Origin of the sequence: Pseudomonas sp. 18058, from assembly GCF_902706155.1 — a bacterium.
Classification (GTDB): domain Bacteria; phylum Pseudomonadota; class Gammaproteobacteria; order Pseudomonadales; family Pseudomonadaceae; genus Aquipseudomonas; species Aquipseudomonas rustica.
In genome coordinates this window covers 12,602-38,636 of record NZ_CACSJY010000047.1, presented here as the reverse complement: position 1 = coordinate 38,636, position 26,035 = coordinate 12,602, and the positions used below count along the sequence as shown (strand labels likewise).

The 26,035-nt window shown below is 61.1% G+C and carries 25 protein-coding genes and 1 pseudogene; 7 read left to right on the top strand and 19 right to left on the bottom strand.

Annotation, left to right across the window (positions count from 1 at the left end; all coding sequences use genetic code 11):
- Positions 1–14: 14 nt before the first annotated feature.
- Both GVL50_RS21890 and GVL50_RS21885 read right to left on the bottom strand, forming a co-directional pair.
- Complete coding sequence (locus tag GVL50_RS21890) at positions 15–2,822, bottom strand: multicopper oxidase domain-containing protein (protein WP_159815046.1); 2,808 nt, start codon at positions 2,820–2,822, stop codon at positions 15–17.
- Positions 2,823–3,096: 274 nt separating this feature from the next.
- The gene (locus GVL50_RS21885; protein WP_159815045.1) at positions 3,097–4,545 is read right to left on the bottom strand and encodes a sensor histidine kinase; all 1,449 of its coding nucleotides are present in this window, start codon (positions 4,543–4,545) and stop codon (positions 3,097–3,099) included.
- Positions 4,546–4,871: 326 nt separating this feature from the next.
- Between GVL50_RS21885 and GVL50_RS21880 the strand changes: the two genes are divergently transcribed.
- The 7 genes from GVL50_RS21880 to GVL50_RS21850 all read left to right on the top strand — a co-directional run bounded on the left by GVL50_RS21880 (position 4,872) and on the right by GVL50_RS21850 (position 11,862).
- On the top strand, positions 4,872–6,218 hold the full coding sequence (locus tag GVL50_RS21880) for a hypothetical protein (protein WP_159815044.1): 1,347 nt from the start codon (positions 4,872–4,874) through the stop codon (positions 6,216–6,218).
- A 35-nt stretch (positions 6,219–6,253) separates the two neighbouring features.
- The gene (locus GVL50_RS21875) at positions 6,254–8,482 is read left to right on the top strand and encodes an Ig-like domain-containing protein (protein ID WP_159815043.1); all 2,229 of its coding nucleotides are present in this window, start codon (positions 6,254–6,256) and stop codon (positions 8,480–8,482) included.
- Between the two features lie 70 nt (positions 8,483–8,552).
- Positions 8,553–9,017 (top strand): curlin, encoded by a 465-nt coding sequence (locus tag GVL50_RS21870; protein ID WP_053119098.1) that lies wholly within the window; start codon positions 8,553–8,555, stop codon positions 9,015–9,017.
- Positions 9,018–9,045: 28 nt separating this feature from the next.
- The gene (locus GVL50_RS21865; RefSeq protein ID WP_159815042.1) at positions 9,046–10,497 is read left to right on the top strand and encodes a curlin; all 1,452 of its coding nucleotides are present in this window, start codon (positions 9,046–9,048) and stop codon (positions 10,495–10,497) included.
- Positions 10,498–10,808: 311 nt separating this feature from the next.
- A complete protein-coding gene (locus GVL50_RS21860; protein ID WP_159815041.1) occupies positions 10,809–11,015 on the top strand; it encodes an antitoxin in 207 nt (68 codons plus the stop codon).
- Positions 10,996–11,289 (top strand): type II toxin-antitoxin system RelE/ParE family toxin, encoded by a 294-nt coding sequence (locus GVL50_RS21855; RefSeq protein WP_081265248.1) that lies wholly within the window; start codon positions 10,996–10,998, stop codon positions 11,287–11,289. Before GVL50_RS21860 ends, GVL50_RS21855 begins: the two co-directional genes overlap by 20 nt.
- A gap of 144 nt (positions 11,290–11,433) precedes the next feature.
- Positions 11,434–11,862 carry a hypothetical protein gene (locus GVL50_RS21850; RefSeq protein WP_159815040.1) on the top strand — a complete coding sequence of 143 codons (429 nt, stop codon included), beginning with the start codon at positions 11,434–11,436 and terminating at the stop codon, positions 11,860–11,862.
- A gap of 160 nt (positions 11,863–12,022) precedes the next feature.
- On the opposite strand, the pseudogene GVL50_RS21845 reads toward GVL50_RS21850, so the two are convergent.
- The 17 genes and pseudogenes from GVL50_RS21845 to GVL50_RS21765 all read right to left on the bottom strand — a co-directional run.
- A pseudogene (locus GVL50_RS21845) lies at positions 12,023–12,208 on the bottom strand (antitoxin); the annotation flags it as partial.
- 157 nt (positions 12,209–12,365) lie between these two features.
- Positions 12,366–12,737 (bottom strand): DUF6124 family protein, encoded by a 372-nt coding sequence (locus GVL50_RS21840; protein ID WP_159815039.1) that lies wholly within the window; start codon positions 12,735–12,737, stop codon positions 12,366–12,368.
- Between the two features lie 1,117 nt (positions 12,738–13,854).
- Complete coding sequence (locus tag GVL50_RS21835) at positions 13,855–14,715, bottom strand: CsgG/HfaB family protein (RefSeq protein WP_053119091.1); 861 nt, start codon at positions 14,713–14,715, stop codon at positions 13,855–13,857.
- 28 nt (positions 14,716–14,743) lie between these two features.
- The gene (locus GVL50_RS21830; protein WP_064120104.1) at positions 14,744–15,175 is read right to left on the bottom strand and encodes a curli assembly protein CsgF; all 432 of its coding nucleotides are present in this window, start codon (positions 15,173–15,175) and stop codon (positions 14,744–14,746) included.
- Positions 15,172–15,564 (bottom strand): curli production assembly/transport protein CsgE, encoded by a 393-nt coding sequence (csgE, locus tag GVL50_RS21825; RefSeq protein ID WP_159815038.1) that lies wholly within the window; start codon positions 15,562–15,564, stop codon positions 15,172–15,174. The genes GVL50_RS21830 and csgE overlap by 4 nt, the downstream gene beginning before the upstream one ends.
- Positions 15,561–16,100, bottom strand: a complete 540-nt coding sequence (locus GVL50_RS21820; RefSeq protein ID WP_053119087.1) for a type II secretion system protein — start codon at positions 16,098–16,100, stop codon at positions 15,561–15,563. The genes csgE and GVL50_RS21820 overlap by 4 nt, the downstream gene beginning before the upstream one ends.
- Positions 16,075–16,449, bottom strand: coding sequence for a type II secretion system protein (locus GVL50_RS21815; protein ID WP_007919395.1), 375 nt, complete (start codon positions 16,447–16,449; stop codon positions 16,075–16,077). The genes GVL50_RS21820 and GVL50_RS21815 overlap by 26 nt, the downstream gene beginning before the upstream one ends.
- A gap of 5 nt (positions 16,450–16,454) precedes the next feature.
- Positions 16,455–16,928 (bottom strand): type II secretion system protein, encoded by a 474-nt coding sequence (locus tag GVL50_RS21810; RefSeq protein ID WP_053119085.1) that lies wholly within the window; start codon positions 16,926–16,928, stop codon positions 16,455–16,457.
- A gap of 2 nt (positions 16,929–16,930) precedes the next feature.
- Positions 16,931–18,778, bottom strand: a complete 1,848-nt coding sequence (locus tag GVL50_RS21805; protein ID WP_008086656.1) for a secretin N-terminal domain-containing protein — start codon at positions 18,776–18,778, stop codon at positions 16,931–16,933.
- Complete coding sequence (locus tag GVL50_RS21800; protein ID WP_159815037.1) at positions 18,775–19,287, bottom strand: hypothetical protein; 513 nt, start codon at positions 19,285–19,287, stop codon at positions 18,775–18,777. Before GVL50_RS21800 ends, GVL50_RS21805 begins: the two co-directional genes overlap by 4 nt.
- Complete coding sequence (locus tag GVL50_RS21795; RefSeq protein WP_159815036.1) at positions 19,287–19,835, bottom strand: GspMb/PilO family protein; 549 nt, start codon at positions 19,833–19,835, stop codon at positions 19,287–19,289. The genes GVL50_RS21800 and GVL50_RS21795 overlap by 1 nt, the downstream gene beginning before the upstream one ends.
- On the bottom strand, positions 19,822–20,367 hold the full coding sequence (locus tag GVL50_RS21790) for a PilN domain-containing protein (protein ID WP_008086652.1): 546 nt from the start codon (positions 20,365–20,367) through the stop codon (positions 19,822–19,824). Before GVL50_RS21790 ends, GVL50_RS21795 begins: the two co-directional genes overlap by 14 nt.
- A gap of 1 nt (position 20,368) precedes the next feature.
- Positions 20,369–21,172 (bottom strand): hypothetical protein, encoded by an 804-nt coding sequence (locus GVL50_RS21785; RefSeq protein ID WP_159815035.1) that lies wholly within the window; start codon positions 21,170–21,172, stop codon positions 20,369–20,371.
- Positions 21,153–22,874, bottom strand: a complete 1,722-nt coding sequence (locus GVL50_RS21780) for a GspE/PulE family protein (protein ID WP_159815034.1) — start codon at positions 22,872–22,874, stop codon at positions 21,153–21,155. Before GVL50_RS21780 ends, GVL50_RS21785 begins: the two co-directional genes overlap by 20 nt.
- Before the next feature lie 81 nt (positions 22,875–22,955).
- Entirely contained in the window at positions 22,956–23,486 is a 531-nt protein-coding gene (locus GVL50_RS21775; protein WP_008086646.1) for a response regulator, read from the bottom strand.
- Between the two features lie 219 nt (positions 23,487–23,705).
- Complete coding sequence (locus GVL50_RS21770) at positions 23,706–24,467, bottom strand: SurA N-terminal domain-containing protein (protein WP_159815033.1); 762 nt, start codon at positions 24,465–24,467, stop codon at positions 23,706–23,708.
- A gap of 15 nt (positions 24,468–24,482) precedes the next feature.
- Entirely contained in the window at positions 24,483–26,033 is a 1,551-nt protein-coding gene (locus tag GVL50_RS21765; protein WP_159815032.1) for an ABC transporter substrate-binding protein, read from the bottom strand.
- Positions 26,034–26,035: the final 2 nt, after the last annotated feature.

Below are 26,035 nucleotides of genomic sequence, written 5' to 3'. Positions count from 1 at the left end.
GGCGCGCTCGCGGTTCATTTTTTCACGGTCACTTGCGGGCCGTAGCCATCGCCGTTGCGGAAGGTTGGCAGCGCGGCGGAGTTGACGTAGCGCACGCCGTCCCAGCTTGGCAGAGGCGTCGGCATCAACTGCAGTTGCCCGGGTTTTTCAAGGTCCCAACGCAGTAGCATCGAGTTGTCCTCATGCTGAGTGTTGTGACAATGCTCCATGTACGTCCCGGCAAACTCGCGGAAGTTGATCGCCATCTCGACGCTGTCCAGCCCATCGTTTTCCGAGCCGATGCGATAGACGTCTTTGCGCGCCCATTTTTCCCACTCAGGCGGTGCCTTGCCGCCGCGACTGAGGATGATCCCCTCCTCGAAGTGCACGTGCACCGGATGGCTCCAGCCCTTGCCGCCGGCCTTGATGTTCCACACCTCCAGGGTGCCGAATCCGGTGACCCCGGCGTCGGTCGGGCCGCTGGACAATTTGGTCGAGGCGTTGAGGCGCCTTGGATCCATGTGGAAGCCGAACCCGCCATCGGTCTTGACCGTCCACGGCGCTTCATCCGTGCCGTCGGAACGGCCGAAGGTGAAGGTGCGGTGACGGGCGTTGGCCAGCAGTGCTTTGTCGGCAGCGTTGTCGCGGTGAATCTTCAGCGGAATCATCACCAGCCCTTCAGCCTTGCCCGGTTTGGCCGGCTCGTAGGCTGCCGGATCCATCGCCAGATCCTGGCCGGTGTAGGCCTTGACGTTGAGCTGCAAGACTTTGCCCACCGCCGGATCGCCCTTGTCCCACTGCGGGCCTTTGCTGCTCTGCTTGATTACCGCGAGGTATTTCTCGGAGAGCACGTCGGCCAGCGAAATCACGTCTTTCGGCCCCTTGCCGTCGTCGTGGGCCTGCAAGTTGAGGAAGAACAGTTTGTCGCCGGGCTTGATGCCGTTTTTGGCGAAGTTGACGATGATGTCGAAGCGCTCAGCGATACCTTGGGTCGGCAAGATCGCGTTGTGGTTCTGTTTGTCGCCATCGGCGTCGAGATCCATCGAGCCGTCGAATGGCACGCTGTGCTCCATGATGTTGCCGTCGTTGGCAATCATGTGAAACGGCACGCGGCTGTACGACACGCCAGAGTTTTTCGGCCCTTGAAACTCGCCGCTGCTGCCTTTGATCTCACGCACCAGCGCCAGTTTGAAGTAACGCGACACCGAGCCGTTGAGGATGCGGAAACGGTAGCTGCGCGCACGCACGTCGAGGGTCGGTTTCCACTGCCAGTTGACCAGCATCTGATCGCCGAGAAAGCCGTCGGTGTTGAACGGGTTGAACCACAACTGGCCTTCCTGATCCCACGCCTTGTCGGCGAACACCAGGTTGACGTCGTAGTCGCGGTTGCCCCACGGCAAGGCGCTGCCGCTGGGCAGGCGCAGGTTGACGCCGTCGTTGACCGACTCGTTGCCGCGATCCAGCGCACTGTAGTAATTCATCATCGCCGCGTTGCCCTTGTAGACATTCTGCGCGGTGAAATCGAGCATGTGATCGTGGAACCAGTGGGTGCTCATGGTCTCGCGCCAGTCGCCGCGAATCTTGATGGTGCCGTGGTCGCAGGTCTTTTTCGCCGGGGCCAGGTCGTTGACCCACAGGGTTTCCCCCGGTGCGCAGGGGAACGCTGCGCGCGGGTCTTCAGCCTTGGTGTTGATGCTGTCGTAACCGGCGAGCTGGATCGGCCAGCGATAGTCGTAGAACTGCCCCGGGAAGAAAAATGCGTTGGCGTAACCGTCGCTTTCCGCCGGCGCGTGACCGTTGTGCTCGTGGGTACTGATGGTGTGCAAGCCGAAACCACGGTTGGCCGCCGGATCAATCGGCAAGCCGTTGTAGTGACGCATCATCACCGGCTGGCCGTAACGCACCATCAACAGCTTCGGTGGCAGCGTGCCGTCGAACGTCCACACCGCGTTGTGGTTCTGCACCGGCATGTTCGGGTGAAAGCGCGGGTCGACGCCTTTGGCCGTGCCGTCCGTCAGCGGTACACCGGCGACGTTGTGGTACAGGCCGCCGGGGCCGAATTCGCCCACGGCGTAGTGGTGCATCTGCACGCTGTCACGCAGGCCGCCATTGATGCGCGCACCGGTTTGCGCGGTTTTGTAGGCCACTTGCGGGTAGAACTCGTTCCAGCGCTGGTGCGCCCAGCCTTTTCCTGGCGGCCGCCCTTCAGCGGACGAACCGATATGGCGGTTGAGGAACACCTCGATCTGCGCCTGCCACGGGTTGCGGTCGACAATGTTGGAGAACTGGCTGGGGAATGGCGTCAGGCCCGGTTGCCGCAAGAACGCGTCGAGCGCAGTGCCGGGTGGCGCACTGCGGGCGACGTTGTTCGGATCCTGCGCAGGCGCCGGGCCGATCGCGGCGGGCGGAAATGGCAGCGGCGCGGCGGGAGTGGTCGGGTCGAGTTTTTCCGGGCCGAACTCTTCAAACAACACCAATTGCTGAGTGAACGGCTGCGCGCCATAGAGCGGGCTCGGCTTGCCGTTGGTGGGGTAATTGAAACTGGTCTGCGCGGTCGGCGGCAGGCTGTTTTCCGCACGCGGAGTGTCACGCGAGCCTTTGACGCCGTCGGGCAAGTCGAAAGAATCTTCGTTGGCCTCGGGCATGGTCAGGATGGCGTTGAGCGCCGTCGCCTCATCCGCTGGCTCGTCGTAGTAGGCCGACGGATCGGACGCTTCGGGCTCGCGCTCGTCATCGATCGGGCTCGCTCGAACGCCGGCCATGGTGCCGAGGGTCAACAGCAGGAAGACGCTCAGCGGCGTCAGCAGGAAGGTGTTGCTTGGGTTTCGCGTTGTTCTGTCCATCACCAGCCGCCTCATCAAGGAAGGGGTGATGGTGTTTTGCAACTAGTGCGCCAAGAATTTATTTCCAGTTGTTACAGGGGCTTGCGGGGGCTGCGGGTGTCCCCACTCCCCGGTGACCGGGGCTTGACACCCAGTGATGGGGGAAGTTCATAAAAGTTTTGGGGCATACATAGTCCCTGTAGGAGCTGCCGAAGGCTGCGATCTTTTGATCTTGTTTTTTAAGATCAAGATCAAAAGATCGCAGCCTTCGGCAGCTCCTACAGGGGTTAGCGAATTACTCGACGAGTTGGAAGGCCAGGCGCACGGTGGTGCCCTCGCCCTCGCGGCTGTGCAGGGTTACGCCGCCGCCGAAGCGTTCCATGATGCGTTTGACCAGCACCAGGCCGACGCCGAGGCCGCCGGCCTTGGTGGTGAAAAACGGCCGGAAGGCCATGGTGCGCTGTTCTTCGTTCATGCCTTTGCCGGTATCGCTGAGCACCACGCAAACGCCGCGATCGTCGCTTGGTTCGAGGTTGATGGTCAGCGTGCCGCCCTTGTCCATCGCCTCCAGCGCATTGGCCAGCAGGCTGTTGAGGATCTGCGTCAGTTGCACCGGCTGGCTCAGCACCATTGGCGTGTGCTGCGGCTGAAACACTACTTTTACGCCTGCCCTGGCGATCTGCTGTTCGAAGGCGACGATACTCTCGTGCAGCGCCGCCACGAGGTTTACCGGTTCCGGGTCATCGTTGAGCGGACGCAACGACTGCAGCAATTCGCGCACCCATTTCGACATGCGATCGACCTGGCCGATGATGTCTTTGATGTTTTTCTCTGCCGGGCCGGCGTCGAACTCCAGCGCGAGCTCGGCGCTGGAACGGATGGTCGCCAGCGGATTGCGCAAACTGTGCGCCACGGCGGACGACATCTCACCCAATGCGACATACGTTTCATTGGCGATCAGTTGTTTTTGCTGCACGGCGAGCAAAATCGCCGCGCGCCGCACGATCCAGTAAAGGCCCAGATAAATCAGCCCGCCGCCGAGCGCAGTGGCCAGCCAGATCAGGATCATTCCACGCTCCATGCGCGCGATCAGGTCTTTGGGTTCCTTATAAATCTCGACCATCGCCGTGACGGTCTTGCCGTCGGCGTCGAACAGCGGGATGTAGTTTTCGATAAAGATGTAGTCCGGCGGAATGACGAACTTCTGTTCTTCACGCGCCTTGTCGACGTCGTGATAGCTGGCCGACACCGGAATCTTTTCATTGAAGGCGCGATCAAGGTCTTCGTCGGCATGGATGCTGGTGCCGACGAGAACCGGGTTGGTCGACCAGATCACCTGGCGATCCGGCGCATAGATGTTGGCGAGGATCACGTCGGGCAGGTGTTCGATGTGATCAAGAAACTCCCCCCGCGCATCGGCCCGGGCTTGTGGATCGACATCGGGAAAATCCTTGTCCTGGCGCGGGTCGAGCAACTCGCCCATGGTGCGCACGTTGGGGATCGAGACGTGGCGCACTTCGGCTGAAGCGATGGCCTGAATGAATTGCGCGGTGAGCAAGGCGTCGCGCTGCACGCTTTCCTCGATCACGAACCGCGTCGACACCGCGCCGAGCGCCACCGCCACGGTGGCGATCACCGCCATGCTGATCAGCGAAAACCAGCGCAGCAGGTTGAACGGCTGCTTGCGCGAGCCCAACCGTAACGTGCCCTCCTCAACCGGAAGCGATTTCGACTGCATGTTCATGGCGGCGACTTCCCGATACGTCTCTTAGGGTTATAGCCCACCGTCGGGTGTTTGCCCGGTTGCGGGGATATCGACCCGATGCACACCTGCCGAACCCTCCTACAGGGTTTTGTGTTTGGCGGGCCATGCATGTTCATCCCCATCGTCCCCGATTCTGGGGAATTGCGCCCTTTTCCCGCCTGTCGCGCTCGGCACTTCGTAACTGCGAAATCCCTCTACCCCGGCCCTCTCCCGCCCATTCACGGCACCTTGGCATGGAAGGTGTACAGGCCCTCTGCAACTGACCCATCCCCAAGGGGCAGGTACTTCGATAGAGGGATTAACTCATGCACCCTTTACTGTCCAAAACCGCGACCGTCCTGGTCGTGAGCGCCTTGGCCCAGGGCATCGCTCAGGCCGCTTTGTTTGCTGTAGATCCGGGCCCGTACACACCGGCCAATGGCGGTTTCGCCAATTGGTATCAGGACACCCACGGTCGCACCCTCGATCTGTGCCTGTCGAAAGCACTCAGCTCTCGAGTGCCAAGCGCACCCGGCGCGCCGTCGTACATGTGCTCGCTGCTACCGACCCCCGGCGTGTTTGACGACACCCAACCGATCGTCTTCCCGAGCAACTTTCCCGACGAAGCGTTCTGGTTCACCGGCGAAACCACCCTCGTCGACGCCGCACGCGGGATCGACCTGACCTACGTCAGTGCCATCGAAGCCGCGTTCGCCGCCGAAGAACCGGTGGAAGGTGATCAAGTCAGCTTCGCGCGAATCCGTATTCGCGTCGACGTGCCCACCGCTGGCACCTACGTCATCACCCACCCGTACGGCGTCGATGTGTTCAACATCGACACCCCCGGTCGCCGTGCGATCAACATGACCCGCGACATCGGCATCGGCACTCCGAAAACCTATGACGGCGCACTCAAGGGCGACATCGGCCCGTTCCTGCGTAGCGTCAACGGGCCGTATACCGAGACCAATCCGCTGACCGGTGCCGCCGAACAATTCGTCGGCGACCCGAACCTTTCCGAAGCGGTGACGGGCAGTCCGTTCAACACCAACTTCGTGCGTATCGAAGGCCCGAATGGTCTGGATCTGCGTTCCACGACGTTTGCCGTCTCCGGCAAATTGTCGACCGTCGTGCGGCCAACGCCGATGATCGCGCAGCGCAGCACCTACTCACGCAAGGCCGGCGACAGCGCACCGGTGGCGCAGCAAGACGTGTTCGTCCTCGCGCCGCCGGCACCGGGTACGGCGGCCGTCACCAGCAGCACGCCCGTGCTGAACATGACCGAAGCCAACAGCACCGGCAGCTGGTACGCGCAGTCCTCGGTCAACCCGACCTTGCCGACCACCTTGCAAGTGACCGCCGACAACCACCTGGCCATCGCCAGCAGCACGCCGACCACCCTGCCCATGGCCCTGACCGATCTGGTGGTGATCCAGAGCGCGCAATACAGCCTGAGCTCCGGCCAACTCACCGTGGTGGCTTCGACCAGCGACGAAACCTCGCCGCCACTACTCACCGCGACCTCCGGCAGCGGCGCCGCCATCGGTGCGCTCGGTGGCGACGGCGCGGTGAAAACCCTGGCCACCGGGATCTCGCCGATTCCACCGGCCAAGGTGCGCGTGACGTCGTCCAACGGCGGCAGCGACACCGAAGAAGTGGTCATCGTGCAATGAACGCTCACATGCCCAGATCCGCATCAGGAGGCATCATGAACAAGTGGCCACGCTTTGCGCTCAACGCGCTCGGGCTCGCTCTCTCGCTGACCGGCAGTGCCTATGCGCAACTCGCCGCCGTCGACCCCGGCCCCTACACCTTCGCCACCGGGAAATTCCCGATGTGGTATCAGGACGAAAACCAGCTGTCGATGGAGCTCTGCCAGTCGCGCGCCGCCAGCTCGCGAGTGGCGGCCAGCGTGCCACCGGCCTACATGTGCATCCTGCTCGCCGAGCCGGGTATCTACGATGATGCTCAGCCGATGATTTTCCCGGACAACTGGCCGCCGGAAGCGTTCTGGTTTCTGGCCGAAACCACCATCGCCAACAACGCCGCCGGTTACGGGATGGACGCCTACGTCGCCGGGATTGAAGCGGCGTTCGCCTCGGAAAATCCGGCCGATGGAGATCAGCAAAGCTTCGCGCGGATTCGCATCCGGGTGAACGTACCGCTTGCCGGCACCTACACCATCACTCACCCGTATGGTGTGGAAACGGTCAACGTCACCGCGCCTGGCCGGCGGGCGATCAACATCACTCGCGACATCGGCATCGGCGCACCGGGCAATTTCAGCGGTGCTGTCGGTGGTGCGATCGGCCCGTTCCTGCGCAGCGTCAACGGGCCGTACACCGAAGTGAACCCGGACACCGGCGCCACCGAAACTTTTGTCGGCGACCCGAACCTCAACGAAGCGGTGACCGGCAGCCCGTTCAACACCAACTTCGTGCGCATCACCGGGCCTGCCGGCACCATCCAGTCGAACGTGTTCAGCCTGTCCGGCAAAGTGCTCGACAACCGTCAGCAGACCCACGTCGACATCGATCGCGCAACCTATCGCCGCACCGCCGCTGGCGTGCGCGCCGAGGTGTTCGCCAAGGCTGACAGCAGCTCGACCCTGTGCTTCCGCGAAACCGTTGCGTTGCTGCCCGGCCCACCACAAACGCCGTGCCAGACCAATCTGCTGGGCGACAACAACGGTCTGTTCTTCGGCCATCGATTGGGCACCGGTGCTGTCCCTCCGGTAGTGGTCGTGACGGCCACCAACCCGACCGGAACCACTCGGCCAACGGCGGTATCGGCCAAGCTCACCGACGTGGTGAAAGTGCAGACCGCACGTTACAACTGGGCCAACCACAGCCTGCTGATCGAAGCCACTTCGAGCGATGAAGTGGCGATCCCGGACATGGTTGCCCAAGGCTACGGACGTTTGTCGAAGACCGGCACTCTGCAGCGCATTACCGTCGCCGACCTGACTCAGCCGCCGGCTACCGTGACGGTGAAATCCGCCGCCGGCGGCAGTGACACTGAGCCTGTTGTGGTGGTCGGCACTGCACCGAACACCGGTGAAAACCAGGCGCCAATCGCCAACGCCGATGCTGGCAGCACCAGTTTTGGTGTGCCGATCACCCTCAGCTTGCTGACCAACGACAGCGATCCCGATGGCGATAACCCTCTGGGCATCACCGCGTTGACTCAACCGGCGGCCGGTCAAGGCACCGTCGCACTCAACGGCAGCACCTCGGTGGTCTACACCCCGCCAGCGGTGGTCAACGCGCCACTGACCACGACCTTCACCTACAAGGCGCAGGACGCCAAAGGTCTGGCCTCGGCCAACCCGGCGACCGTAACCATCACCGTCGCGCCAAACCAGGCACCGACCGCCGTCGCCGACAGCGTCGCCACTCTGGGCGTAGCGATCCCGATCAACGTGCTGGCCAACGACACCGATCCGGAAGGCAACGTGCCGTTGGCCGTCAACAGCCTGACCCAACCCGCCGCCGGACGCGGCACGGTCAGCAGCAACGGCACGGTGATCACCTACACCCCGCCCGCCACCGTCACCACGGCGTTCACCACGACCTTCACCTACATCGCTCGGGACAACTTCGGTGCCCTGTCGACGCCGGCCACAGTCACGGTGCAAGTGTCGCCACGGCCAGCGGCGGAAACCTTCGCCGTGACCGCATCGACGGTGCAGGCACGCTCCGGCGGACGCTTCAACTGGGACTTCACCGGCACCTCGTCAGTGACCACCGGCAACACCATCACCGTGCAGGTCACGACCCCGACCGGGCTGGTCACTCTTGGTACCACCACGGTGCCGTTGACCGGACGCTGGCGGCTGACGCTGAACAACACGACAGTGGTGCCATCGGCCAACCCGACCGCGACGATCCGCTCGTCCCAAGGCACCGTGCGCACGGTCTCGGTAAACACGCTGTAAGCCTGATCCCCAGCCACTTTCGGGTGGCTGGGGCCCTTCAAATCGGTTAACGCCTGACAGGATGTAAGCCATGAACACGCCGACCGCCGCCCTGCTTTGCCTGCTTCTGCTGTGCAGCAGCGCGGGCGTGCGCGCCGACGACCTGATGGACAACGACGACCTGGCCCCGACCAGCAGCGACCTCGGCGAACTGCCCCCACCCGTGGGTCAGCAAGCCCTGATCGACCAACTCGGCCAAGCCAACGTCGCCCTGCTGCAACAGAACGGTCAGTCGCTGCTCGGGCAGATCGTGCAGTCGGGCAGCAATCAGGAGGCGTACATCCTGCAACAGGGCAGCGACTTGATGGCACTGATCAACCAGAACGGTTCCGGCAACGCCGCCTCCATCACGCAAAACGGCAGCCACAACCGCGCGCAGATTTCGCAAAACGGCAACAACAACGACGCCAGCATCGAGCAGGCCGGCGCGGGGCTGCAAAGCGCCGTGACCCAGTCGGGCAACGGCATGAGCGTTTCGGTCAAGCAATATCGCTAAGCACTGCAAATCATCGGAGAGTTCAATCATGTTCAAACTGACGCCCCTCACCGCCGCCCTGCTGGTCATGATCAGTGCCCAGGCCATGGCCGACGACAGCCTGTCCAACCAGAACCAGGCCGGTACCGCCAACATCGCGGACGTGAAACAGACCCAAGCCCCGTTCAGCACGGCCACCCAGACGCAACTGGGCCAAGGCAACGACGCCGCCGCCGTGCAAGACCACGCCACCAGCGTGATCACCCAGGAAGCGGTCGGCGACTACAACGCCGGCTACGCCGAACAACTTTACGAAGACAACGCCACCATCACCCAACAACAAGTCGGCGCCTTCAACACCGCCCACGCCAGCCAGTCGCTGGGCTTCGGCTCACCGAACAGCGCGCTGCAACAACAGCAAGGCACCGGCAACTTCTCGTTCGTCTATCAGGACTCGCAGAACGGCAGCGAAGGCAAAACCTTCCAGTACGGCGACAGCAACGAAGCCAACATCGAGCAACTCTATGAAGGCAGCGGCAACAGCGCGGTGATCACCCAATTCGGCACCGCCAACTACGGCACCGCCGAACAAGTCACCCACAACGGCGGCCAGATCGGCATCAACCAGGCCGGCGAAAACAACTACGCCTACGGCGACCAGCGCGACGGCACCGGCGGCAACATCACCATCAACCAGTTCGGGAACATGAACGGCAGCGAAATCTGGCAAGACGCGCAACTGGCCAGTCAGGCGACCGTCAACCAATACGGCGACAGCAACGAAACCGTGGTCGACCAAAGCTTCGGCGAAAACAACACCGCCGCCGTCACCCAGGTCGGCAACACCAACGCGATCTACGCCGACCAGTTCGAATCGGTCAACTCGACCCTCGCGCTCTATCAAGTCGGCAACGGCAACGTGCACTTCACCTACCAAAGCGGCGACGGCCACGCCCTCAGCGCCACCTCCGTGGGCAACGACAACAAGGTCTACGCCAGCAACTGGAAAGGCCCGCAACTCGGCGGCCAATTCGGCAGCAACCAACGCGCGACCGTCACTCAGGCGGGGAATGCCAACGTGGCCAGCTTCACTCAGGATGGTGTAGGCCATCTGATGACCACGCAGCAAACCGGGACGGGCAACAAGACCACGGTCAGCCAGGCGGAGTCGTATAACGAGCTGTATTTTGAACAGAACGGCAGCGACAACATTTTGATCTCCGATCAACGCGGCACTGGCAACCTGGTGCAGGGTTCGTCGAATGGCACGGGGAACAGTGCTGAGTTTGATCAGTCTGGGTCGGGGAACCAGGCGTATACCGCGCAACTGTATGGCAGTGACAACATGATCACGGTGAAACAGGCAGATACGATGAACGTGGCGTATGTGACCCAGGGCGGCACGGGGAACATTGCCAATGTCGATCAGAGTGGGGTTACGCAGACAGCGAATATTCAGCAGTTCGGGTCGGCTAACCAGGCGACGGTGTTGCAGCAGTAGGGGTTGGGTGTTGATGGGCCGCGATTCTCTGGTGAGGGGGGTCGCGGTTTTTTTGTGTCCGTAGGACAGATCAACGACACGTGTTCTTTAAAGCTTCAGATCAGCCACGTCCTACAGAAAAAGGAATGATTTCTGGAAAAGTTGAACGTTTTCCTACCATGTCTGGCGGTTGGCCGTCGGAAGCGCAGGGACTAGGATTTTTCGGGACAACCTGAACCCTACGGAGCTCGACCGACGTGCAACTCATCCAGACAACCACGACAACATTCCCCTTACCGAATAGACTTCCAGGCATTGATCCCGGAGGTGCCATGATCGACCCAAAGATGATTGACCCGCTGTGCCCAGTCGTCTCGGATCTTGATCCTGAAGAACAGGCTGCGAGCTATGACCGCTGGTTCAGGGCGGAAGTACAAGCGTCTCTCGATGATCCGCGCCCGAATCTTTCGCATGAACAAGTAATGGCCGAGATACATGCATTGATCAAGGCAAAAGACAATGGTTTCGAGGCCGATTGAGTGGAGGCCCGAAGCGCGGGCGAAGCTGGTAACAGTGCTCGAATACATAGTCGAAAGGAATGTTGGGGCAGCCAAGGAGATCTTGAAGGCAGTTGGAAAGGCCATAGCTTATCTTCCTGATCATCCCTATCTCTATCGATCAGGCCGGATCACCGGCACTCGGGAGATCGTCGTAAATTCCAGCTATCTGATCATTTATCGAGTGACAGATCGGATCGAAATCGTGAACGTTCTGCATGCGCGTCAGGAGTATCCGAGACGCGATTCTTTTTAAGTCATTCATCAACAAAAAACCGCGCTGCCTTCAGGAGCGCGGTTTTTTATTGGGAACAGATAATGTTGTGCAGCTACTTTTCAAAAGGAAACGGGGAATGGTTGGGTGATCTATTCTCGTCAAACCAAATATTAAGGAGCAAAGATGAGAGCGCCTCTACTCACCCTACTCTGTCCATTGCTCCTATTTTCACTGAGCAGCAACGCTAACGCCGGAACTGATACGGATGATTATATCTGCACGATAGAGCGGGTTTCGCAGGCCACAGGTGATGTCGGATCTACTTACGAACTACTCAACAAAGTCTTCGTAGGTCGACAATTCACTGTTGATCGAGCCTCAGGAATAACCATCGGCACCCTGAAAAACTCATTGAACTCAAAACCAAAGGTTATCGATCCCGGAAGCTCTGAAAACTCCTTCAAGGTTGTCTCTGCAATTACAGCCTCTCAAAAATTTCCTGGGACACTCGTCACTGCCCTGAATGTAATGGAGTTTGTGGATGGTGAAAAAAAGCCATTCAATTACATGATCAATGTCGAGGTTTACTTTGGAGCCTGTGTTTCTTTCTAATAACCTGCAGTCATTTTCTGTAAAAAGAGTTCCAGCGTGCGGCGAGGGCTCTTAAGCGTGCAGTTCTACGTGATCGAGGTCTCGAGTTTTGATCGTTTCCGTGCAGAGCGTGGGAACGATCAATGTGGGGCGTCGGGGCTTCTTCGCGCAAAGCCTCACGAGCCTCATGTTTGATCCGTAGCTCGGCCATCAACGCCTTCATATCTGCCATTACCTGCTCATTCGGAATGCTGGGGCGCGGGTCTTCGAGCGATTTCTGGACTTTGGCGCGGAACCAGCGGTCGTAGCTGGCGGCCTGCTCTTCGTTTTCGAACTCTGCAATGGTTGTGGAAAACAGGGGATCCATGGTGCCTCCGGACTGAGGGTAAAAACGCAATCTCTGTTATTGATCGTTCCCACGCTCTGCGTGGGAATGCCTCTCGGGACGCTCCGCGTTCCAAATTGCGAATTTGACGCAGAGCGTCAGGGGCTGCATTCCTTTGCTGCGCGTGGGAACGATCTAATTAGCCATCCTTCAACTCGACGTGATCCAAGGCTTGGTTGACTACCAGTTCGCCCAGCATGACGACTTGTGCGATGCCCAATGCTGTCTTGCGGTGTGAGGTTTCCAGGGAGGCGGCGAAGTTGATGAGCATTTCGCTGGCCGAGCCTAGGGTTTCGCTGGCGTTGGCCAGCAGGGATTCGGTGTTGTACCTGGGGTTGGCGAGGTACATGGGTTCCGGCTCGTTGGTGCTGGACATGATGTGGGCGGCGGGGTTGAGGGAGAAATCGAGGGCGCGGTCGGCGGCTTCGTGGATTTTTTTGCTGTCGACTGAGGCGTAGGGTGATGTGGTGTTGGTGTCTGGTTCTGGGGGGTTGGGTGTTGGCTTTTTCATAGTGATTCTCTCTCATTGATAGTTGCAGCTGGCCCATTCGACTTCCAGGAAAAATGGGTGGCAGCTGTACGCAGGCTGGAAATCCGGGAGAGAGCAACCCGGCAGACACGAATGTCTCCCGCGCACAACCGCCATAACAGAGTGCACACAATGAAAGTGCGCAAGCATACGTTATGAAAGGCGTATCTGCTCTCTCGTGTCTTCGGGTTTCCATGCCCGGTCGCTGAATTGGCAGCGACACACACAGGCTAGAGACCGCACGTCCGACGGACAACCTGAAAACCTTGTGGGAAGGTTCCGCAGATTTGAAACAACTTTTAAACATTCAGGAATCGGAATGCGATCCAGGTGGGAGTGGGCTTGCTCACGAAAGCGGCAAGACAATCAACACATCATCGACTGACCTGACGCCTTCGCGAGCAAGCCCGCTCCCACAAGGGAACCGAGTACAGACGGAAGAGATGCGTTGCCTGTCAGGCCGCCTTCGCGAGCAAGCTCAGCGCCTACAAAAGCAAGATCAACAGATCGCAGCCTTCGGCAGCTCCTACACAGGATGAGCGCAAGCTCGGCTGCTGCTGTTGATCTTGATCTCGGAGCCCGTCGGCAGGCTGAGTGGAGGGATTGATCCGGGCGTGGGAGCGCAGCGACCGTTTGGCGCAGCCAAACACAGCGAGAGGAGGTGCAGCGAAGCAAACCGTAGGCGCTGCGCCCGGATCGATCACGGAGCGAAGGAACCCCGAGCTTTAGCGAGTGGGCCGAACGTCAGGGCAAAGCCTTTTGGGTTACCTTTTCGGCGTTTGGAAAAGGTGACCCGCCGTAAGGGCGGAACCCTAAGTGGCCGTTACTGCAGGAATGGATATGTACTCAGTCAAAAAAAACCGCCGCCTGACAAAAAGCCTTCGCGAGCAAGCTCGCTCCCACAATTGGAACCGGGTACATCTGCCAGAGATTGGTCGGCTATAAGGCCGCCATCGCTGGCAAGCCAGCTCCCACAAGGATTTGGGTACATCCGCAATAGCTACGGTGTCTGGGAGATAGCTATCGCGAGCAGGCTCACTCCTACAGGTTTAAACCGGTTTCGGCCAAAAGAGCTTGGTCGGCCCGAAGGCCGCCACGTTCACTCCGCCTCCGGATCCACCTTGTTCTGGCTCAAATACCGATTCAACACATCATCCTGCCCAGGCACAGAAGCGTCCCCCGCCACCTGCCACAACCGCCGCTCAATCCCCTGCGCCACCATATGCCCCACCGCCGCCTCAATCGCCGACAACACACACAACTGCGCCGGCTCATTCGTGGTGTAGCCAACCTCAGCCTCAAGCAACTTCTTAAACTCGATAAACTTGAAAATCCCCGCACTGCGCGCCACCGAATAAATCGTCTTGCTGGTCATCACATTCGACAACACCTGCCCACTGCGCACATCCACCGCACGCAAGTTCACAGTCACCTGATCCACCCGATATTCCCGGGAAATATCAATCCCCAAATACCGCGCCCCTTCCCCACCGCTACGCACATTCGTGTCATACGCGATGATCCCGCCCTCAAGCATCATGTTCGCCGCCTGCAACGGCGGCAGCTCACCCTGAATATTCACCGGCGTATTCGGCTTCTTCTGCGACGCGCGAATGATCTTGCGTTCGGTCAACAGGTTCTGCAGCCCTTCCCGTTCCAGCACCACAAACCAGCCACTGGCCTGCATCGCGTCCATCAACATCGACGCCGCACCCTGAGTCACACTGGTGGAAAACGAACTCGCCGGCGTTGGCTTGTACTGCCCGGTCTGATCACGGAACCCGTACACCACCGCCATCAACCGGCCCTTGGGCCGCGGCATCTTCAGCAAATCGTAATAAGTCGAGGCCCTGGGCGTCAGGGTCGGGGTTTCGGTGTCCTGCTCGGCCGACATCGGCTCACGCAGACTGCACCCTTGTAATGTCGCCAACAGCAGCCCTAACGCGATGATCTTTTTCATGTCCGTTCTCCCCGGAACCGTCAGCCCGTCATGGGTTGAGGCCGTTCACCTGAATTTCCGAAACCTCACCGGTCGCTCGATCGGTCACTTCAATGCTCAGTGCCCCGGAGTCGTCGATGACGTTGACGATAAAAGAGTCGGTGGACAGGCTCCCCGTGTTGCCGGTGGAGATGTTGTCCAGCAACTGCCCTAGCAGCCGCGATTGCAATTGACTGGTGAAGCGCTCCAGCGCTGAGGTGCCGGCCACGCTCGAACGGCTTTTCAGGTCCGGGTCGTCGTGATCGTTTTGCGCCTGCGCGTTGTTGAGCAACCAGGTGCCGTTCAACGGGTTGCCGCCGAACGACGGGTTGACCGGCGTGTAGACCAGTTCGGTGGCCTGGACGGCAGCGGCGCTGGCGAGCCCGATCAACAACCCCGAGATCCACAATCCGCTGCGCCGTGAGAACGTTGTGCTGTTCATAGTTCGTCCTTCTCAAGGTCGGTGGTGTCCTGCAACAGAGCCTCCAGCTTGCGCTGGACAACCTGGCGTCGAACCCAGTCGGCGGCCGCGTAGGCCTCGTCCTTCAGTTCCACGGTATTCGGCGGCAGGAATTGCCGATAAACCAGGCGTTGCTGATATTCCACGGTCACCAGGCTGCCCCAGCGCGCGTCGGGCCGCTCGCGCACCACCAGGTTGAAATCCATCGGGCTGGTGTCGCGCAGACGTTCACTGAACGAGTAGTAAAAGTCGTGGCCGATGTGCGAGATCGTGTCGTCGACGATGAAGCCCATCATTTCGTCTTCTTCACCGGCGCTGGCGCAGCACGCCACAGCGGTAAAGATCAGCGCGCACCACCACTGACGAGTCATGGCTGCAACGCCTGAGGCAAATTCGATTGCCCTTTCGCCGGGCCATTAGTGCCGTCAAGAAAGGCTTTTTCGGCGACGAACTGCCAGTCCGAATAACGCTGCATGCCATCGAAATCCGACCACTGCGTCGGGAAGTCCGCCTGCTTCAACGGCAGCTCGGTCGACGGGCTGTTGAGGCCGGTGATGCGTCCGTCAAAACCGCGCTGCAGCGCCCATTCACCCTGACCAATCGGATCGGGATAGAGCTGACGCAGGTGATGCTTGGCCTCAGGAAAACGCTGATCGTCGAGCAGGTCTTCAAGCTCTTTCGGGTACTGCGCCAGCCCCGGCGAACTGCGGTAGTAGCTGCGCAGCGCCTGTGCGTATTGGGTGCCGACCCAGAGCAACTGACGTTCACGGTCGCGGCGTGAAGCGGTCGACCACAACTCGCCGGCACTGGCCAGGCCCATGCCCATCACCACAATCAGGAACAGCACGCCCAGGTAAGTGAAACCACCCTGCTGCGCACGGTTACCACTCGGAATACTGGCTGCCATCACGCGCCCTCCCGGTAGCACCGCTTTTGATATCGGCCACGCCGCCAGCCACACCGTCCGGTGGCGCGATCAGCACCCACTGGTCTTTGCGTTCGGTGATCGGATCGAGTGGCGCGTTGCGCAGGTAACGTTGCTCGATCAGTTGCTCGATGGAATCTGGATAACGCCCGGTGTCGCCGTAGAAATGATCCAGCGCTTCGCGCATCGCCGACAGGCTCTGGCGCAAGGTGGTTTCCTTCGACGCTTCGAGGCTGTTGAAGTAGCGCGGCAGCGCGATGGTCATCAGCGTGGCGATGATCGCCATCACCACCATCAGCTCCAGCAAGGTAAAACCTTTTTCCCGGCGCATGAGCTTCACCACTCGCGGTAGGCGATGCCATTGAGGCCCTTGCCCCGGGCGTGGGAGTAGACGTCGAAAACGTCCTCGCCATCGCGCGGGTTTTGAGCCGAACTGTTGTAGGCGCGCACGCCCCAACCCCCTTCATCATCACGTTTGGCAGGCACCAGCGGATCGCGCGGGATGCGGCGTAAAAAGTAGAACTTGGCGCCCTTCGCGCTGCGCACATCGCGCACGCCTTCGACCAGCACTTTCAGGTTCGGCGGGTAGCCGCTGCTGTTCAGCGACTTCTCGATGTAACCGGCATCGAACGCACGTTTGTAGGCGTCGATACCATCGCGAATCTGGTACAGCGCATTGCGCAATTCCTGCTCCTTGCCACGCCGCACCAGGGTCTCGGTCAGTGGCGCGGCCATGCTCGCCAACAGGCCGATCAGGGCCAGCGTCACCACGACTTCGATCAGGGTGAAACCGCGTTGGGAGGCGTTCATGATCAAGGCTTCTCGACGGTGACGCGGGTGGTGGCCACGGCCGATTCACCGACGGCACGCGGCTGCGCGGCCGGCGACGGCATCACGTAGCTCTGCGAACGATCCGGCGCCTGGATGTGCATGCTGGTTTCGGTGCCGGTGGAGAACTCCATGTCCGACGGGCTCTGATACGGCAGGTTGCGCACAATCCGTGGGGTGATCGACAGCACCAGTTCGGATTTGCCGATGGTGTCCTTGTTGCTGCCGAACAAGCGGCCCAGACCGGGAATGTCGCCGAGGCCCGGAATCTTGTTGCCGGTCGCGCCGTGATCGTTGCGCACCAGCCCGGCGAGGATCTGCGTTTCGCCGTCGTGCAGACGTAGCGAGGTCTGCGCGTTGCGGGTATCGACCTGCACTGGGATCGTGCCTTGGCGGGTCGGTTCCAGCGGCGTGGCGTTACTCACTTCCAGGGCGATCTTGATCGCCACTTCGTTGTTCAAATGCACGGTGGGCGTCACTTCGAGCTTCAGACCGACATCCAGATAGGTCACGCTTTCAGTGATCACCGGCCCCTGCGTCGACGGCACCGAGGTGGCGCTGATGATCGGCACGCGCTGACCGATGTGAATGCGCGCCTGCTCGCGGTTACTGACACGAATCACCGGACTGGCGAGGGTATTGATGTCGTTGTCCTGCGCGTTGATCTTGGCTTGCGGCGACGGGCCGATGGAGATGCGGTCAGAGTTGATGCCCTTGAGTTGGCCCAACAGCGTGACCGGCGAACCATCTGAGTTGACCACGCCGAAGGTGCTCGGCCATTGCAGGCCAAGGTCGAGAATGCGCTGGGTGGCGACTTCCATCACCTCCACTTCGAGCACCACTTCCGGGTTGGACTGGTCTTGCGATTGCAGGAGTTTCTCGGCCATGCGCACGGCGTCTTCGGTGTCGCGCATGGTCAGGGTGTTGAGGCGTTCGTCGACGAACACGTCGCGGGTCTTGAGCATGGTTTTCACCATGTTCAGCGCGGTGTTGGCGTCGATGCTGGTCAGGTAGAAAGTGCGCATCACCAGTTCCTGGTAATCCTTCACTTTCTGCGGCGAGTCCGGGTAGATCAGCAAGGTGTTTTCGTTCACCACTTTCTGGTGCAACTGGTTCTGTTGCAGCAGCAAAGTCACCGCGTCTTCGATGCGTACGTCACGCACGAAGATTGTGGCTTTCATGTCTGGGCGCAGGTCTTTGTCGAAGATGAAATTCAGCCCGGCAACCTGCGACAGCACTTCGAAAATGGTCTTGAGGTTGGCGTCGCGAAATTCCAGGGTCACCGGGCGATCGAGCTTGGTGCGCAGTTGCGGATAGGCGATCACATTGCGGCTCTGCACCAGACGAATGTTGCCTTGCAGCTCCAGCGCACCGTCGTTGTTCGGGTCGAGTTCGAGGATCTGTTTGACCTGACGATCGGCGCCATAAATATCGCCGCGACGCAGGTCGCCACGGGCCAGTTCGAGTTTCTCGTCCATGCTGCGCAGGTAATCCATCTGCTTCAGGGCATCCTGGGCGCGGCGGTTATTCGGCTCGATGGTCAGCACTCGTGCGTAAGCGATGCGCGCCGAGGCGAAGTCGCGACGCGAGCGATCGGTGTCGCCGGAGGTCAGCAGTGCGGTGATCGCTTTGGCTCGGCCGCTGTTGAGCAATAAGTGCAATTCGGTGTCGCGAGGATTTTCACGCAGACCTTCCTCGATGCGGGCCAGCCCCGCCTCGTACTGACCCTGTTCAATCAGGTCGGCGGCTTCCTTGTTGGCCACCTGCGCAGAACTGCACGCGGCCAGCCCGGCGCACAGGCCCAGGCTCATCAGCAAACGGGAACGGTTCATTGCGTACTCCCCACAGACAGGGTCTGCGACAAATGCAAAGGCAGGTAGACCAGACGCAATTCCACATCGGAAATGCCGGTGATCTTCCAGGTGTCGTCGATCACATCCCCGTTGCGCACGACGTAGATTTTTTCGCCGTTCTGCAAAAACACTTGCAGGTCGCTGCGGTCGTGCAGCCTGCCGACGAACTGAAACGGCACCGGTGGCAGGCTCGGGGCTTGCACCACTGTTGCGGGATTGACGGCAATTTCGGTGACCGTGGCCAAGGTCGGCGCGGCCTTCCAGCTCTTGGCGGCGAACAGATCACCGGCCGGGCTCAAGTCCTTGATCGGCGCATCTTTGGCCTTGGCGATGCTGGTCGGCAGCGCACCACGGGTTTTCCCCGGTGTGGCGACGGCCAGTTGTTTGGAATCGGCGTCTTCGCTCGGCGAGAAATACGCCGGTAACCACGCCAGCGCAGCGGCCACACCGAAGAACGCTACCCACCCTGTCACGCGCTTGGTATTCATCACGACCTCGACAGGAAAAGGGTCATACGGATCCGGCCATTGAGGTCGGTGTCGCCAATCTTTTTGCGTTGCAACTCGAGGTCTTCCACCACCACCGCCGGCAACTGGCCGAGCAAGGCGTGTACGAAGCGGCGCAGCTGCGGGTAGCTGCCGCGCACGGGAAGAAGGATCTGATAGCGCGCCAGATGGGTTTTCGGGTCGACGCCGAGCGCATATTCGCCACGCGCCAAAGTGATGTGCTCTTGGGCTGCGAGGGCGTAGATGCGGTCGATGGCGACGGTGGCCTGCGGCTGCGCCGGCAGTTTATTGCGGAAGTCGTCGAGCTGACGTTGCGGCACCACCGGCGGCGCAATGCTGCCGTCTTCAACCTTGGCCAGGTATTCGGTGGCTTCCTGAGTCTGTTGGCTCAAGTGCTGCAAGGATTGCCAGCCCGGCAGCAAACCAACGAGTGCCCACGCCACGGCGACCAGCAACAGCGCCATCCCGGCCAAGCCCGGAATGCCGAGGCCTTGCAGGTATTCGTGGACGATCAGTCTAGGGATTCGCATCGCCCATCTCCCAAGTCGCCGACAGGTTGAATTGCACCGGTTGTTCCGGCGATTTGACGACGATTTCGTGGCTGAGCAGCGAGACGTCGGACAGCTCGTCGCTGGCTTCCAGACGTTTATGGAAGTCGAGCATCGCTTGCAGATCCCGCGCCTCGGCGCTGATCCGCACCTGGCCTTTGCGCGCATCCGGGGTCAGGCTGAGCAGCGCGACGTCATCGCGCGGCATCGCTTCGAGCATGGCGAACAGGCGTTCCCACGGGCGGCGCAGTTGCTGCGAGACCTTGCGCATCTCGGCGAGGTTCTGCGCTTGCTCGCGGGTTTCCGCCGGGCTCAGGGTGGACTTGGCGCCGTTGTCGCCGGTGAGCTGACGCTGAGTGGTTTGCAGGTGGCCCTGTTGCTGTTCGGTGTGCGCGTCGAGGTGCTGTTGCACGCCGAAGCACAGCAGCGCCAGCAGCACTCCGCCGCCGAGCAAACTCCAACCCAACGGGCCGGAACGCGGGCGTGGCTGAAAATCGAGGTTAAGGGCGCGCATGTCAGGCCACCGCCCGGGACATGACGTACAAGCCGTCACGCACAGTCATCGAGTCGTCTTCAAGGGTGCGCAACTGCACACCCGCCACGTCCGGATGGGCATCGAGGCGCGCCGGTGCATGCAGATAAACGTTGAACGCGCGTTCGCTGGTCGAGGCCTGCAGTTGCCGTTCGCGACCGATCAAGGCACTCAGCGCGGCATCGCTGTCGCTGCCGCCGACCGAACGCACGCCGGCCCAGCGCCCTTCCCTTGCCAGCAACAACACGCTGCGTTGCGGCTCGGCGACAACAAAGAGGAAGTCGCCGGCATCGAGGCTTTTGTCGAAACGGTTGAACGCCGCCATCAGGTACGGCTGCACCGAACGCAGACGCAAACCGCGACCGCTGACCAGCACCCGCAAGCGTTCCAGCAAGTCCTGCGGCAAGGCGCTGGCGATGCGGTCGTACCCGGCCGGTTCGGCGGACAGCACCAGACTCCAGGCTTGGGTTGGCGCGCCAAACAGGTCTTCGAAACACAGTTGGGCAAAGCCGCGCAGCTCCTCAGGGCTGCTGATCTGCGCGCTCCACGGCACCAGGCAAAAACGGCTGAAGTGGCCGGAGATGACCACGCTCAATTCGGCACCGGCACGGGCGTGTTCACCGAGCAGGCGGTCGAGGGTGTCCAGCGCCACCGCGTAGCTCTGGAAGCCTTCGTCGATGTACCCGACGCTGCCCAGCCACAGGGTGTCGCTGCCACGCCGCTGCCCCAAGCCAACACCGCTGGCGCCGAGCACGGCGACAAAACGCTCACGAGATAAATGTGACACGGTTGATCTCCTCCAGCGTGGTGCGACCTTGTTCCACCAGCTCCAGCGCCGATTCACGCAGCAGGCGCAAACCACGGGCGCAGGCCAGGGCTTTGATTTGTTTGATCGGTTGGCGCTCGACGATCATCTGGCGCAGTTCGTCATCGAGGTGCAACAACTCGGCAATCGCCGTGCGCCCGCGATAACCGCTGCCCCGGCAATGACCGCAGCCCTTGCCGTGGACGAAGTGGTAATGGTCGACTTTCTGCGGATCGAGGCCGGAGGCGCGCAGCTCTTCATCGCTCGGGTTGACCGGCGCGCTGCAACTGGCGCACACCAGCCGGATCAGGCGCTGGGCGAGAATCGCGTTGAGCGCCGAGACCAGGCTGTACGGGTCGATTTCCATTTGGGTGAAGCGGCCGATCACGTCGAAAACGTTGTTGGCGTGGATGGTGGTGAACACCAAGTGGCCGGTGAGCGCCGATTGCACGGCGATCTGCGCGGTGTCCGGGTCGCGGATCTCGCCGACCATGATTTTGTCCGGGTCGTGGCGCAGGATCGAGCGCAGCCCCCGGGCGAAAGTCAGGCCTTTTTTCTCGTTGACCGGGATTTGCAGCACCCCCGGCAATTGATATTCGACCGGGTCTTCGATGGTGATGATCTTGTCCACGCCATGGTTGATCTCGGTGATCATCGCGTACAGCGTGGTGGTTTTGCCGCTGCCGGTCGGGCCGGTGACCAGCACCATGCCGTAGGGTTCGGCGGCGAGCCGGCGCAACTGGCGCAGGGTTTCGTCTTCAAAGCCCAACGCCTGCAATTGCACGCCGCAAACCTTGTCGGCCAGATCCTGTTTGTCGAGCACACGCAGCACCGCGTCTTCGCCGAAAATGCTCGGCATGATCGACACACGAAAATCAATCTGGCGGCCACTGATGCCGATCTTGAAGCGACCGTCCTGCGGCACGCGTTTCTCGCCGATGTCCAGTTCGGCCATGACCTTGACCCGTGAGATCACCTGCTCGGAGAACTCGGCACCCTGGACTTTGCTGATGTTGTTGAGCACGCCGTCGATGCGGTACTTGATCACCAGACCGTTGCCGGTGGTGCCGAGGTGGATGTCGCTGGCGTGCATTTTCAGCGCGTCGTAGAGGGTCGAGTTGACCAGCTTCACCACGCTGCTGGCGTCTTCGCTGATGCTGGTCAGCGACAGGCTTTGCAGGGTATCGACTTCGTGGTGAGTGTCGCCTTGTGCGTTGAGCGATTCGACGGCGTGGAAGCTTTCTTCGTGGCGGGCCAGATAGGCTTTGAGGTCATCGGCGTGCACCAGATACAACGGCGCGCCGTGCAGGCAATCATCAATCCAGGCCAGCCGTGCCGGGTCGAAGGGATCGGCAAACACGCCGATGACTTCGTCGTTGTGGCGCAGCAGGATGAATTCACGTTTCAGGCATTGCGCGAGGGTGACCCGGTCAAACACCGGCGTCGCGGCAAACAGGCTGTCGGTGTCGAGCACCGGGTAATGCAGGGTGGCGCCGAGGGCTTGAATGAACGGCATCGCTGCCAGTTCGCACAACACGCCGAGCGCCTCGAGGATGCGTTCGCCGGAAGTGGCGGCCCGCGCCCGGGCCTGGGACAACTGCTCGCTGGAAAAATGTTCACTGGAAAAATGCGCAGGGGCACTTTCGGCCGGCAGTGGTTCGACGACAACGGACAGACGTTCCATGGCTTGCTCTCCAACCGGGGCTTAGAGCCCTGTCGGCGCGGCAAACCTTGGCGGCAAGTGCCGGAACGTCTGATCGCGCCATTACTCCCCGGTGAGCATTTGATCGTCGTCCGGTGCCATGGCGTGCAACTGTCGTCGCCGATCCGCCAACACCCAACTGCCATCGTACAACTGCAACGGGAAGCTCTCGGTCCTGCTCTGGCGTCGTTCGACAAAGCCCTCGGAAGGGCTCGCACCGGGTTTCGCTTCACGCTTGATGCCAAGAAGGTCGCAGACCGCTCGGGCCAGTTCCGCCAAAGGAAACGGTTTGAACAGGATGTGGCTGACCCCCAGTTGCCGCGCCCGCTCACAGACTTCGGCGGTCGGGTGACCCGTTATCAGCACAAAATGGCACGTCCTGTTCTGGCGGACTGCGTCGAGCACCTCAAAGCCTTCCATATCGGGCAAGCGGTAATCGAACACCAGCACGTCGGGGGCAAAGGTTTCGGCCAGGCCGATCGCCGTCGCTCCGTCATGTGCAATCCGGACGTCCAGCCCCTGCGCCGACAGATAATCCTGAAGGTTTTGTGCGAGCAGCTGTTCGTCTTCGACAACCAGTACTTTGTTAACCAAGGTCGACTCCTTGAAACAGCAGGTCCGATGACCCCGCCCTGAGAGTGCGCCTTACACGTGGTAACGCACACTTCATGCCAGGCTGAGTGCCGGTAATTTTATGTCTTCATGTCCTTGAAATTAATGACAATGCCCGCTCGTCCCGGTACCCCGTTCCCCAGAAACGGGGAAGCACCTGAATGGGCATCGAAGCCATTCCCCACTATTGGGGGGGAACCTTCAGTCGTCGTCAATTCGTTCGATCCTGTTCTGCACCCGTAATTGCGCGAGCACTTGGCGACGAGCCTGGGTCTGTTGCTGTCGGGCGAGCTGTGCCCTGACTGTGTCCAGCCCCTGTAAATCTGGGACATCGGCGGCCTCCAAGTGGTTCTGCAAATAAATCACATGCCAGCCGAACGGTGAACGCACCGGTTGGCTGGCGAGCGCTGCCCCGCTGATGATCGAGGCGCGCATTTGCATCAAGCGTAGACGCGCTGCGGCCACTGTGGCTGCATCGGCTTGCGCTGGCACGCGGATCAACAGTTGCCGGGGTTGCAAGGTGTTCGCGCGGATCAGCTCGGCGAATACCTGCTGTGCGGCCAATTCGCGGCGGGTGTACTCGGTAAAGGAAACCTCGTCGAAACCGGCATCCTGCAAGCGACGCTGGAATTTGTCCGGGCCACCGATGGCACTGCGCATCTGCTCGATCTGTTGACGCACCGCTTGCTCGTCAATCTGCACGCCACGTTTTTGCGATTCCTGCCAGAGCAATTCCTTGTCGATCAGCGTTTGCAGCGCAGCCTGTCGCAGCTGTTTATAGGCTTTGGGATTACGAATGCTCGCCACCGCGCGGCCCTGATCTTCGAGGTATTCGGCAAAAAATCGCTCGAAGCGATAGCCAGAAATTTCCTCGCCATTGACCCGCGCCACCGCCGGTTCGTTGTTGGCCCAGACCGCCGGGAGCCAGCAAGTCAGCAGCATTAACAGCCTTGTGAGCTTCATGATCGGGGCCTCCGTTCAGGGGCTGGCAACAATCGGTTTGTAGGGTGCGACCAGATAAAAATGCTGATCCGGCAGATCCACGGTGACCACGTGCGCGCCGCTCAAGCCCAGGCGTCGACCGGGGCCGAAACTCAGGCGCGGGGTCAGGCCGGTGTCGAAGTCGTGCAGGCCTTCCAGCGCCGTCACCAGTTTTTCGCGGCTGGCGTCGCGACCGGCCTGTTTCATGCCTTCGCTGAGCAGCAGCATCGAGGCGTAGGCGCCGACTTGCAGCACCGCATGCTGGGCGCCGAGGCCTTGGCCCTCGCGTAAAAGCGTCAGACCGATGCGTCCGGCCTGCGTCCAGTCGCTGGGCACGAACGGATAGGCGAGAAACACGCGACGGGTAAAGCCGCTGGGCACTTGCAGCAGATCACCGGCCACCTGGCTCGATGCCGCGAACAGGTACGGCACCTGCCCGGCGCCCTGCAGCCTCGTCGCCAGACGACTGAAACCACCGCCGCTGCCCAGATAAAACACCGAGCGCGAACCTAACGGCAGCGCCTCCGCCGCCGGGTCGTAGGCTTGCAGATGGACGTTCTGCCAGCCGTGATCCTGCAAATACTGACCGAGGTTTTGCGCGGCTTGCGTCTGCATCGGGTCAGCGGGATAAGCGATCAACGTCGGCCCTTGCAGCACGCGCAGGCTCGCCGTGGCGTAGTCGGCCAAGGCGATCAGTTGCTCGCGCAAACCGGGCAACGGCTCGAAAATCTGTGGACTGGCCTGCATCGAGCCGAGCAACGACAGCGCGCCGATCAGCGGCACGCCGGCCTGTTCCAGACGCGGGCCGAGTTCGCTGTCGAGGGCTGGCACCATCGGCGCGATCAGCGCAAACACCTGTTCCTGCTCGATCAGTTGCTGCAAGGCCTGTTCGGCACTGGCGCGATCCGGGCCGGGGTCGATCACCGTCAGGCGCAGTTGCCGACCGTGAATGCCGCCGGCCTGATTGATCCGCGCGACACTGCCGTTGAGCACCGCTGCAATGGTCATGCCCTCCTCGGCCAACGGGCCTTGGCTCGGCAATAACGTGCCGAGGTGCAAGGTCTCGGCGTCGAGACCGGGGTCGCGCTCATCGGCCAGGCGCTTGAGATAGGCGGTGAGATTGCGCTGATCCTTCATCGACAGCAGAAAGCGCGGCATGCTCGGGTCGAGGCGATTGTGGCCGGGATCGCGGCCCTGCTGAATCACCGTTGCCAGCGTGCTTTCGTTATAGGCCGGATAACTGCGGCCGTTGACCTGCTGCTGGCCGTAGGTGCTGGTCAGTCGTGCCCAGTTCAGCGGCGGCGGACGTAAGCCGCCCTCGGGCCGACCGAGGCCGTCGGCGCCGTGACAGTTCGCGCACGGCAGGCTGGTGGCCGGCAGCAACACGTCCGCCGCGCCGACCCGCGCCATGATCGCCTCGCCGCTGGCTGACAGACCTTGACGGTACAGGCGTTTGCCCGCCGCTTCTTCCGAGGTCAGCGGCGCAGCATGCGCGCCGAGGCTGATGCCAGCGAGCAGGATCAGGGCGAGTACGCGGCAGCGTTTCATGG

Bases quoted from the DNA above. Each gene is read 5' to 3' on its own strand.
- GVL50_RS21765 (WP_159815032.1), bottom strand. From the start codon at position 26,033: ATGAAACGCTGCCGCGTACTCGCCCTGATCCTGCTCGCTGGCATCAGC.
- GVL50_RS21835 (WP_053119091.1), bottom strand. From the start codon at position 14,715: ATGAAAAAGATCATCGCGTTAGGGCTGCTGTTGGCGACATTACAAGGG.
- GVL50_RS21875 (WP_159815043.1), top strand. From the start codon at position 6,254: ATGAACAAGTGGCCACGCTTTGCGCTCAACGCGCTCGGGCTCGCTCTC.
- GVL50_RS21830 (WP_064120104.1), bottom strand. From the start codon at position 15,175: ATGAACAGCACAACGTTCTCACGGCGCAGCGGATTGTGGATCTCGGGG.
- GVL50_RS21800 (WP_159815037.1), bottom strand. From the start codon at position 19,287: ATGAATACCAAGCGCGTGACAGGGTGGGTAGCGTTCTTCGGTGTGGCC.
- GVL50_RS21815 (WP_007919395.1), bottom strand. From the start codon at position 16,449: ATGCGCCGGGAAAAAGGTTTTACCTTGCTGGAGCTGATGGTGGTGATG.
- GVL50_RS21805 (WP_008086656.1), bottom strand. From the start codon at position 18,778: ATGAACCGTTCCCGTTTGCTGATGAGCCTGGGCCTGTGCGCCGGGCTG.
- GVL50_RS21885 (WP_159815045.1), bottom strand. From the start codon at position 4,545: ATGAACATGCAGTCGAAATCGCTTCCGGTTGAGGAGGGCACGTTACGG.
- GVL50_RS21810 (WP_053119085.1), bottom strand. From the start codon at position 16,928: ATGAACGCCTCCCAACGCGGTTTCACCCTGATCGAAGTCGTGGTGACG.
- GVL50_RS21770 (WP_159815033.1), bottom strand. From the start codon at position 24,467: ATGAAGCTCACAAGGCTGTTAATGCTGCTGACTTGCTGGCTCCCGGCG.
- GVL50_RS21860 (WP_159815041.1), top strand. From the start codon at position 10,809: ATGATCGACCCAAAGATGATTGACCCGCTGTGCCCAGTCGTCTCGGAT.
- GVL50_RS21880 (WP_159815044.1), top strand. From the start codon at position 4,872: ATGCACCCTTTACTGTCCAAAACCGCGACCGTCCTGGTCGTGAGCGCC.
- GVL50_RS21890 (WP_159815046.1), bottom strand. From the start codon at position 2,822: ATGGACAGAACAACGCGAAACCCAAGCAACACCTTCCTGCTGACGCCG.
- csgE (WP_159815038.1), bottom strand. From the start codon at position 15,564: ATGACTCGTCAGTGGTGGTGCGCGCTGATCTTTACCGCTGTGGCGTGC.
- GVL50_RS21865 (WP_159815042.1), top strand. From the start codon at position 9,046: ATGTTCAAACTGACGCCCCTCACCGCCGCCCTGCTGGTCATGATCAGT.
- GVL50_RS21820 (WP_053119087.1), bottom strand. From the start codon at position 16,100: ATGGCAGCCAGTATTCCGAGTGGTAACCGTGCGCAGCAGGGTGGTTTC.
- GVL50_RS21855 (WP_081265248.1), top strand. From the start codon at position 10,996: ATGGTTTCGAGGCCGATTGAGTGGAGGCCCGAAGCGCGGGCGAAGCTG.
- GVL50_RS21850 (WP_159815040.1), top strand. From the start codon at position 11,434: ATGAGAGCGCCTCTACTCACCCTACTCTGTCCATTGCTCCTATTTTCA.
- GVL50_RS21790 (WP_008086652.1), bottom strand. From the start codon at position 20,367: ATGCGCGCCCTTAACCTCGATTTTCAGCCACGCCCGCGTTCCGGCCCG.
- GVL50_RS21840 (WP_159815039.1), bottom strand. From the start codon at position 12,737: ATGAAAAAGCCAACACCCAACCCCCCAGAACCAGACACCAACACCACA.
- GVL50_RS21780 (WP_159815034.1), bottom strand. From the start codon at position 22,874: ATGGAACGTCTGTCCGTTGTCGTCGAACCACTGCCGGCCGAAAGTGCC.
- GVL50_RS21795 (WP_159815036.1), bottom strand. From the start codon at position 19,835: ATGCGAATCCCTAGACTGATCGTCCACGAATACCTGCAAGGCCTCGGC.
- GVL50_RS21870 (WP_053119098.1), top strand. From the start codon at position 8,553: ATGAACACGCCGACCGCCGCCCTGCTTTGCCTGCTTCTGCTGTGCAGC.